The following is a 9,321-nucleotide window of genomic DNA, read 5'->3' on the forward strand; positions in this document are numbered from 1 at the left end:
AATAAAGGGCTTTCCGCTTTGGGTTTTCTCACCAACGCAAAATAGCCCGAACGAGTAAACTCGCGGCTACACAAACAAAGCCTGCCTTCGCAGGCTAAAACACTCACAGCCCGCGAAGGCGGGCTTAGTTTGTGTAGCCCCACCCTTCAGGGTGAGGGTATTTTAACAAGAGGACAAAATGCACAGAAATTTTACACAATTGTACCTGCATTTTGTCTGGGGAACTTGGGATAGATTGCCCCTAGTCACGCCAGACATTCAAGAAGTCATTTATGCCGCAATTATTAGTCAATGCCGTCAATTAGGATGCACGGTAATTGCCATTGGCGGCGTCGCAGATCACGTTCACTTACTCACCGATTTTCCGCCCACCTTAACCGTATCTGAACTAATCGGCAAAGCCAAAGGCAGTTCATCTCACCTAATTACCCATGAAATTAAACCCGGACAATTTTTCAAATGGCAAGGTGGTTACGGTGCATTTACAGTCAGTCACCGGAATATCGATCAGATAGCTAATTATATCCGAAACCAAGCAACTCATCATCAACAAAAATCCCTCATCTCCGACTGGGAAATCAGCTGATTGATGGTTAACGCCGCCACCCCGCAGCCTAACGCCTAAAGGCGCGGCTACACAAACAAAGTCCGCCTACGCGGACTTTTCTTAGCCTGCGAAGGCAGGCTTCGTTTGTGTAGCCGCGAGTTCACTCGTTCGGCTGATTTTGTATAGCCGCGAGTTGACTCGTTCGGCTGATTTTGTCTAGCCGCGAGTTGACTCGTTCGGCTTAGTTTGTGTAGTCGCGAGTTCACTCGTTCGGCTATATTTAGTTTGTTACATAAACAATAAATATGTTATCAAGCAAACAACCGACTATCTTATTTCTATTCCTCCTCCCCATTATCTTAATTATCGGCACTTTCAACCTAGCAAAATATCAAAACAACTCATCCCCCGAAATCATCGTCCAACAGGGGGAAGTTCGCGCTTTACCGGGTAAACTGGATGCAATTCCAATGTTTAACAGCAACAGTCCAGAATGGTTGAAAGCAGAAGGAATTTTACTCTCTACCTTTCCCCCATCTGGAAAAGCAGTTCCTCAAGCACATCTCAACTTTCCTTTTTCTGGACGCTTTGATATATTCGCCCACCACCAAACGATTAATCCCAAGGATTTGCAGACGTTTTATCTGGGAATTATTTTGCATAATCCCGGTTCTCAATCTGTAACGGTAGAAGTTTTACAAGCGGCGACTTCTCTCACACAAGATGCACCTTATATTCTGTTGCCAAATTATGTGGAAAATCCAGATAATACGGTTTATGCTGGACCTGGCGATCGCATATCCCTAGACATCCTCCAAAACAAGCGACAAACTGAGTTTCCCTCCCGCTTAATTATCCCACCTGGACAATACCGGATGTTATTAAATCATCCCATGCCCGTGCGGAATGCAGCCAGGTATTTAAATGGTCGGTCTACTTTGATGCGGTTGCAAAGTAATGGTAAAATTTATGCAGCCAATTTAGCCGCATTTGCTAAGAAAAATACCGCTGGAACTGAACGCGCACCTACACTAGAAGAATGGATATCTTTACTCAATACCGCAAGTTTAGCCCTCCCCCGCGATAAAACTCCTACCCCTCCCCAACAAATTGGGGGACAATTAATTTATGGTCGCGTTGCTGGGGTGGCGCAAGGTTCGGTTTGGAAGGCAGTATTAAGCGATTCTACTAACTCGAACAATCTGACAATTCCTCAACCCGGAAAAGCCATTTCTTATGCCATTAATACCCTGCGGGGTGGGCGCTTAGGTACAAGTCAAATTCAAACTGCACCCATGCTAGTACGCTATCCGGATACAGCCTACGAAGCCCACGGGAATTATGCTGTTGAATATAACATTATTTTGCCACTTTATAACCCCACAAATCAACCCCAAACTGTTACTTTAACTTTGGAAACGCCTGTGAAAGAAGATAAATTAAGTCAAGGGGGTTTGCGCTTCCGAAAACCATCGCTAGATTTCCCATTTTTTCGAGGGAGTGTGCGGTTGCGCTACACTAGAGACAAGGGACAGATAAACACTCGCTACGTACATTTATGGCATCGCACGGGACAAGTTTTAGAACCGTTGGAAACCATAGTAATTTTACCACAAACTCGCCGTTCTGTACAGTTAGATTTTATTTATCCACCCGATTCAACGCCGCCGCAAGTGCTGACAGTTAGAACCAATAGCCAATAGGGTATTAGAGAGCAGGTTTATACCATTTATCTAACAAATTGCTACAAATAGTGCCTCGCTTGTAGTAAGCACTTAAGTGCTTACTACAAACTTATGGCGCTCTGACATAACCAAATCAGATATAATTTGAATAGGGATTGTTGATTGATTCCGAGGCTGCCTATGTCTTACAGCGAATTCACAACGATTAGTAAGGCGCTTGAAGCTTTCAGTCTCAGCATTATAGAAAACCGATTTTTTCCAGAGGTTGCTCCTATCTCCCCTTCTGCTATTTTGGCAGGATACTTGGAAGACACCTTGCCTCTAGTAGCTGCTGGGAGTGAAAAAGCTCGTTCTGAAGGTATTATTTACCCAGTATTAGTAGAAGTCAGGCGCATACTCAATCAGCAAATTTCTGTGTTTTCTGGGGAAGATTTTAACGTTGATGAAACTGTGGGACTGAATGGGGTTGTTGATTTTTTGATTAGCCGTTCTCCACAAATCATTGCAATTCAAACTCCGGTTGCGGTAATCGTAGAAGCGAAAAAAGCCGAGCTAAAAATGGGGTATGGTCATTGCGTTGCTGAAATGGTGGCAGCACAACGATTTAATCAGGCAAAAAATCAACCCATTGCTGCAATTTATGGCTGCATCAGCAGCGGCACTCAATGGCGTTTTCTCAAGCTAGAAGGCACGACAGTTACAATTGACTTGAGGGATTACCCCCTTCCCCCAGTTGAACAAATTTTGGCATTCCTGGTGTGGATGGTACAAGAGGGTTAGAAACTTACCCCAAGAAACCCGGTTTTTCTAAAAAACCGGGTTTCTCGATCCCGGTTGGATGGTACAAGAGGGTTAGAAACTTAGTGAGATGGTGCCGTACTCTGCTGGAAGAGAGCACCCTACTAATAAGTCAAGCAGATCGTCCGCTTTCCCCCTTCATTACCGCCGCACCAATTAAATGTGCAAGTCGTAGCGCTTCGGGAACATTCCCGCAGTCGGTCAGCTTTTTTAACACTTCTGCAATTACCTCTGGACTTTCACCGCAGACTTGAAAATAAAACGGCGGGAAGGCATGTATTTCCCCCGCCCTTTGCAACAGCTTTAAACGCTTTTCCGGATTTGGTAGACGGCGCATCGCTTCTTCCATATCTTTTAAAGCAGGGGGACGACGCATAACTGCAACGCAGGGTAATTCAAGTCTTTCTGAAAGCTTTGGTAAGTCGATAATATTTAAACCACCAAAACCAATACCATCGAGCAAAACTAAATGTAATTGCGGCAAAAATTTACCGCCGATCAGCAATTTGCAAATTGTATCCGTCCCATTCCAACCATCTTGACGGATTTTTCCCCACACCATCCCCTCAAACCTCGTCCCCGCACAAACAATTCCTGTAATATGGACTTGGCTGCCTTTTTTGCGCTTAAACGGCGCATCGTCGAAGCCGATGACCCGAATGGTGCGACGATGTTTGAGCAGTGCGGCGAGTTTCATAAACCGTTAACATATCGTAACAAATGCCTACAATAAAGGCAGGCGTCATATTCATAACCACTATGTACCTGACTTACTTGGACAGCAATAGCTGGCTGATTGAAATGGGTGGGAAACGCATCCTGCTTGACCCCTGGCTGGTGGGGCCGTTAGTTTTTGGTAATATTGACTGGTTGTTCAAAGGTTCGCGACGCACAGAACGTCCCATCCCGGATAATATTGACCTGATTCTGCTGTCTCAAGGTTTGGAAGACCACGCACACCCGCCGACGCTGAAGCAACTTGACCGCAATATCCCCGTCGTGGGTTCTCCCAATGCGGCAAAAGTTGTGCAGGAGTTGGGTTATACCAGCATAACCTCACTGGCTCACGGGGAGAGTTTCACCTTTAGTCAAAGTTTGGAAATTAAAGCTGTTCCCGGCTCTCCTATTGGCCCGACTGTGTTGGAAAATGGTTATCTGCTCAAAGAATTGGAAAGCGGTTTGACTCTGTATTACGAACCTCACGGGTATCATTCTCCATCGCTGAAACAATTTGCACCAGTCGATGTGGTGATTACACCTATTATTGACTTGGTGCTGCCGATTGTAGGACCTTTTATTAAAGGAACGAAGAGTGCTTTAGAAGTGGCACAATGGTTGCAACCCCAAGTTATGTTACCCACTGCTGCTGGGGGAGATGTGGAGTTTGAGGGATTGCTGATCAAAATCCTTCGCGCTGTGGGAAGTGCGGCGGAATTTCAATCAACCTTGGAACAGAATAATCTGAAGACGCGGGTGATTGAACCAACTCCAGGATCGCGGTTTGAATTACCATTAGAACGTCGTGCTGTAGCCTTATAATTCGGGAGAAAAACCGGGTTTCTTCCAAGAAACCCGGTTTCTGGGACGAGCAAAGGAAAAGTGATGAAAAGGCGATCGCTTATTTATTTCGGTATCAGTTTAGCAGTCTTCGCTGCTAGTTCCTTCCTGCCAGTTTCAGCGCAGTTACAAACTGGAGTGACTCAGCGGGTACAGTTTGAACAAGGGCGTTTCTCAACAATTATTAAAGGTACGGTGACGCCTGGTAATAAAGATACGTATATTTTTCGCGCCCGCCAAGGTCAAGAAATTATTATGGATGTAGTTTGGGAAGGTACGCCTGTTGATGAGAACGAAGAGCAAGGGCTTTCTGGGTTCTCTTTCGTACAGCCAGATGGGAAAATTTTTGCAGACCCGCAAGATGGTTATTTTAATGCCGCATCCACGGGCGACTATCGAGTTATTATTGCACAGCCTTACAGGTTAAGCAGTCCCGGATATACGTTTAAATTGACGATTCGCTAGATGGGTGCAAGGAATGAGGAAAGGGTTAATTGGGGTGCGATCGCTTCTTAAGATCCCAGCAATTTTTGCCATTTTAGGCGCTGTTTCTGCGGTTGCAGTTTTAGCGCAAGATCAATTGTCGTTCAAGAATTTCAGCATAGAAACTCTCAGCAGATTGAACGGTGAATGCCGAGGTTCTACTGAAGTTAACTATCGCTCTCAAAGACTCAGATCCCCAGATGGCAAAACTTCTATTTATTTTAATGGAGTTATCAGAAGAGTTGGTCAAAATACCAGTCGTAGAGGCGGTGTCGGTTCTATAAAATGCGACCCCTATAAACTAGAAACCCCCGCTGGTGAATTAGTCATCGAAAGTGAGACTATTTTAACAAAAAATCTCTCTGACCTGGGATTTGAGCGGCGATTCAATGGTTTTTATATCGTTAATCCAGTAGCTTTTTCTCCCGATAGTCGGTACTTAATTGCTAGAGTAGATGTTTCTTCTAACGGTTTAGATGCTTGGACTGGCTATGCGGTATTAGATTCTCAAAAAGACTATCAGCTTTTATCTCTAGATCCTTGTAAAGATACCGACTTTGGCGGAGAATACAAAGGCTTTACATCCCCTTTTGAAATTATTTTTGATTGTTCTGCTGCTGGAGAAGTATATTTTGAGGTGTTAAATCTCACCAGGCAATCTATTAGCAGAATTCCCAGTCGCTCTTCAGTTTCTAATAATCAAATTCGCTCTTATGGTTCCGTATTTTCAACCTTTGAAATTGTCAGAGTCCAGCAGTTTCCACGTCAGTGAATCATATCAAATCCGGTTGCATCGGAATGATCGGCCTTTCTTGCTAATTGCTAATTGCTAATTGCTAATTGACCCAACGATATCAGTTATGTAGGGGCGGGTTTTACCGACTATCTATGCCATAATCGACAATTGTTATAAACCCGCCCCCATCAAACGATTAACCCAATGCTATTACTGCATTTTGACCCCCGAATCCAAAACTAAAACAAAGTATCTGTCTAATGTTTCCTCGACGCGGTACTTTGACCAAATCTAAATCAAATTCTGGTTCGTTTAATCCCACACAAGGTGGTAATATTTGATACTTCAAGCCCATCAAACAAAAAGCGACTCCCAAGGCTCCAGATGCTCCTAAAGTATGACCTGTAGAGCCTTTGGTAGAACTCACAGGAACGCCTTGGGGAAATAAATACCGAATCAGATTGGCTTCGTTTTGGTCGTTGAGTTGGGTGCTGGTGCCGTGGGTATGGATGTAATCAATATCACCAAAAGAAAGATGGCTGCGTTCTAGACATTGTTTGACGGCGGCGATCGCACTCCTCCCCCCTGGTTCCGGCGCGCTGATATGATAGGCATCCGCCGTTAAACCAAATCCCAAAATCTCTCCATAGATAGATGCGCCGCGTCGGTTCGCTAATTCGGCGGATTCGAGTACGAATACTGCCGCCCCTTCGCCCAATACCAATCCTTCCCGATATCGGTCAAACGGATAACAGCCTGTTTTGGCTAATGCACCCATTTGCTCGAATCCAGCTAAGGTTAGGGGTGTAATCGGTGCTTCTACCGCACCGGCAATTACCCGCTGACATTGCCCAGTTTGGATCAGTTCAAAACCTTGCGCCAGCGCCCAAATTCCGGTGGCACAAGCTGCCATTGGGGCTAATACGGGTGCTGTGGAACCAATTTGACGGGCGGCGGCGATCGCTCCCATATGGGGTAGCGTTTCTAACCAATCTTGTAGCAACCAAGGCAGAGCCTTGTTAGACTCGTTCCCAGGCTCAGCCTGGGAACGAGTATGGGGATGCTCTGCATCCTCTAAATATGAGGCTATAGACTGGTTCCCAGGATCAGCCTGGGAACGAGAATCGGGATGCAGAGCATCCTGTAAATATGAGGCTATAGACTGGTTCCCAGGCTGAGCCTGGGAACGAGTATGGGGATACTCTGCATCCTCTAAATATGAGGCTATGGCGAGCTTTTCCCAAGATGCCTGCTGACTGCGACTCGACCCAATTGCTACTCCACAATCTGGTAAAGGTGGAACTAAACCAGCATCTTGCAGCGCATCTTTTACTACTAGATCGACGAGGATTTTTAAATTTGTGGGTTTCCGATCAATTAACGCCAGGGGAAGTGCTTCTAATTCTGGAAAAGGTTGATGCACTTTAATCGCCGACTTAGATGCTAATAAATTTTTCCAGCTTGAGTCCAACCTACCCAAAGCTGAAATCATACCAATTCCAGTAACAAAAACTTCCACGGTAATTAGCTAGTTATTAATAGCTAATGGCTAATTTTTCCCCAGCCATTAGCCATTAGCCATTAGCCATTAGCTTTTTTTGAGATTATCTGCGCCAGAGGTAACTTTAGCGGATTCGATCCGATCGCCTTGCTGAATTTTATCAACTACATCCATGCCTTGGGTAACGTAGCCAAACACGGCATAGTTGCCATCTAGGAACTGTAGATCTGCCAAGGCAAAGTAAAATTGGGCAGAAGCCGAGTCTGGGAATTGCGATCGCGCCATCGCTACCGCACCCCGCTTGTGCTGCAAAACCGGCGGCGCAGAAACGCCAGCGGTTTTGAGGGTTTTGCTGTAGACCGGACTTTCTGCACCTTGGGGCTTAATTTCCAGGGGGATGTAACGAGGCTGACCTGTTGCATCGATAAAACTACCAGTTCCCAGTTCTCCTACCGGGAAATTCGGGTCTTTCCCTTGGGGATCGCCACCTTGAACCACAAACGGTTGCGGTTCTCTGACCACACGATGAAATACCAATCCATCGTAAACGCCCCGTTGAACCAAATCGACAAAATTACCCGCTGTGATGGGGGCATCGGTTCCATCGACTTCAATCGTAATCGGCGATCCTTTGACCGTCATTACTACCGTTGCCTTGCCTTCCAGCCGAGGTAAATTAGCGATTTGAGGATTGCTTGCTTGAGTGGTAACGAAAGCAGTAGCTTCATTTGCTGGCGAGGTTGGAGATGCTTGGGAAGAGGTAGCCTGTGGAGTTGTGGTGCATCCCCCGATTAGCAATGCACCGATGGCTATTACAGACACGAACCAGTATCTTAACTTGATCTGCATTTAGAGTTTGACTCTCAAGTGCGAGTTTCCCATCATCTCATAATTACACTGACAATTTAAAGCCCTTCCAGAGGAACTGCCAAAAAGCGGGCTAATGCAGCGCCTTGATTTTCCAGTTCTGACAAAGACAGGGGTTGCCCAACTCGCGTCAGGGGAATGTCTCTGCGACCTTTGATCCGCAGATAGAGGGCGCGTTTTGGATTTAAACCTTCTTGGATTTCCACCCGGACAGATTGGACATCTTCAGTCCGGCTGCTGATTTCAATCTGGCGGTTTTTCCCTGGAAAGCCCCAGCGGAAGATTTTCACAAAGCCGGTTTCCTTGTTGAATTCGTTGTAACCACCACCCACATCCAGAAAGATCATCATCCAGAGGTACAGTGCCAAGAGGATACCAGCCGTGCCATAAAGCCCCATCACCAAGCCTTGGGGGACAAAAATCAGTTGGGTGGGATCGGCAAACGGCAACAGATTTTTGTGCAAGTAGCTGGAAAGTCCAGCGAGTACAAAGCCGGTAGCGCCTAAGGAGACAACGGTTGCCCAAAAGTAGTTGCTCAAGCGGCGAGAACCTAAAACCTGTTGGCGGAGTACACGATCGCTACTAGAAATTGTTTCTGCGGTCATAACTCTCAGTTGTTCTGTTACCTTAGAAGACTACGATACACCAAAAACTAGACCCAGCTTTGGCAAGATGCCGCGACTGATAACTTGATTTAGGATACTTTACTAATTTTGGTAACTCGGTAATATATATTTATGTTAACTTACTGAGAAAGCTTGCAGATTTAACAAAGCAAGAGGGTTTGAAATGACTATTGCAGTCGGACGCGCCCCAGCAAGTCGCGGATGGTTCGACGTCCTCGACGACTGGTTAAAGCGCGATCGCTTCGTTTTCGTCGGCTGGTCCGGCATCCTGCTATTCCCCTGCGCCTTCCTGGCACTGGGTGGCTGGCTCACCGGCACCACCTTTGTCACCTCCTGGTACACCCACGGACTAGCATCCTCCTACCTAGAAGGCTGCAACTTCCTCACCGTTGCCGTCTCCAGCCCCCCAGACAGCATGGGACATTCGCTGTTGTTCCTCTGGGGACCCGAAGCCCAATGGAACTTCACCCGCTGGTGTCAGCTAGGTGGGTTGTGGAGCTTCATCGCCCTGCACGGCGCCT

The 9,321-nt window shown here is 46.3% G+C and carries 10 protein-coding genes and 1 pseudogene; 7 read left to right on the plus strand and 4 right to left on the minus strand.

The window, feature by feature from the left end; all coding sequences use genetic code 11:
- Positions 1-178 precede the first annotated feature (178 nt).
- From tnpA to MiSe_RS05875, 3 genes are all read left to right on the plus strand, one after another.
- The gene (gene tnpA / locus MiSe_RS05865; RefSeq protein ID WP_226575932.1) at positions 179-586 is read left to right on the plus strand and encodes an IS200/IS605 family transposase; all 408 of its coding nucleotides are present in this window, start codon (positions 179-181) and stop codon (positions 584-586) included.
- Positions 587-852: 266 nt separating this feature from the next.
- A complete protein-coding gene (locus MiSe_RS05870) occupies positions 853-2,250 on the plus strand; it encodes a DUF3370 domain-containing protein (RefSeq protein ID WP_226575940.1) in 1,398 nt (465 codons plus the stop codon).
- 162 nt (positions 2,251-2,412) lie between these two features.
- Positions 2,413-3,012 carry a hypothetical protein gene (locus MiSe_RS05875; protein WP_226575942.1) on the plus strand — a complete coding sequence of 200 codons (600 nt, stop codon included), beginning with the start codon at positions 2,413-2,415 and terminating at the stop codon, positions 3,010-3,012.
- A 130-nt stretch (positions 3,013-3,142) separates the two neighbouring features.
- Here MiSe_RS05875 and MiSe_RS05880 read toward each other — a convergent pair whose 3' ends face one another.
- The gene (locus tag MiSe_RS05880) at positions 3,143-3,727 is read right to left on the minus strand and encodes an endonuclease dU (protein WP_226575944.1); all 585 of its coding nucleotides are present in this window, start codon (positions 3,725-3,727) and stop codon (positions 3,143-3,145) included.
- A gap of 62 nt (positions 3,728-3,789) precedes the next feature.
- Here MiSe_RS05880 and MiSe_RS05885 point away from each other — a divergent pair, with 62 nt between their 5' ends.
- The 3 genes from MiSe_RS05885 (at position 3,790) to MiSe_RS05895 (ending at position 5,842) form a co-directional block, all read left to right on the plus strand.
- Positions 3,790-4,569, plus strand: a complete 780-nt coding sequence (locus MiSe_RS05885; protein ID WP_226575946.1) for an MBL fold metallo-hydrolase — start codon at positions 3,790-3,792, stop codon at positions 4,567-4,569.
- Between the two features lie 63 nt (positions 4,570-4,632).
- On the plus strand, positions 4,633-5,052 hold the full coding sequence (locus MiSe_RS05890; RefSeq protein ID WP_226575947.1) for a hypothetical protein: 420 nt from the start codon (positions 4,633-4,635) through the stop codon (positions 5,050-5,052).
- A gap of 13 nt (positions 5,053-5,065) precedes the next feature.
- Complete coding sequence (locus MiSe_RS05895; protein ID WP_226575949.1) at positions 5,066-5,842, plus strand: hypothetical protein; 777 nt, start codon at positions 5,066-5,068, stop codon at positions 5,840-5,842.
- Between the two features lie 160 nt (positions 5,843-6,002).
- Here MiSe_RS05895 and MiSe_RS05900 read toward each other — a convergent pair whose 3' ends face one another.
- From MiSe_RS05900 to MiSe_RS05910, 3 genes are all read right to left on the minus strand, one after another.
- Positions 6,003-7,298 (minus strand): beta-ketoacyl-ACP synthase, encoded by a 1,296-nt coding sequence (locus MiSe_RS05900; RefSeq protein ID WP_444980466.1) that lies wholly within the window; start codon positions 7,296-7,298, stop codon positions 6,003-6,005.
- A gap of 96 nt (positions 7,299-7,394) precedes the next feature.
- On the minus strand, positions 7,395-8,156 hold the full coding sequence (locus MiSe_RS05905) for a peptidylprolyl isomerase (protein WP_226575953.1): 762 nt from the start codon (positions 8,154-8,156) through the stop codon (positions 7,395-7,397).
- Positions 8,157-8,212: 56 nt separating this feature from the next.
- Positions 8,213-8,779, minus strand: a complete 567-nt coding sequence (locus MiSe_RS05910) for a photosystem I assembly protein Ycf4 (protein ID WP_226575955.1) — start codon at positions 8,777-8,779, stop codon at positions 8,213-8,215.
- A 184-nt stretch (positions 8,780-8,963) separates the two neighbouring features.
- On the opposite strand from MiSe_RS05910, the pseudogene MiSe_RS05915 reads away from it, so the two are divergent.
- Positions 8,964-9,321 (plus strand): annotated as a pseudogene (locus MiSe_RS05915) (photosystem II D2 protein (photosystem q(a) protein)); the annotation flags it as partial.

The sequence above is a fragment of the Microseira wollei NIES-4236 genome (genome assembly GCF_020521235.1).
Taxonomy (GTDB): Bacteria; Cyanobacteriota; Cyanobacteriia; order Cyanobacteriales; family Aerosakkonemataceae; genus Microseira; species Microseira wollei.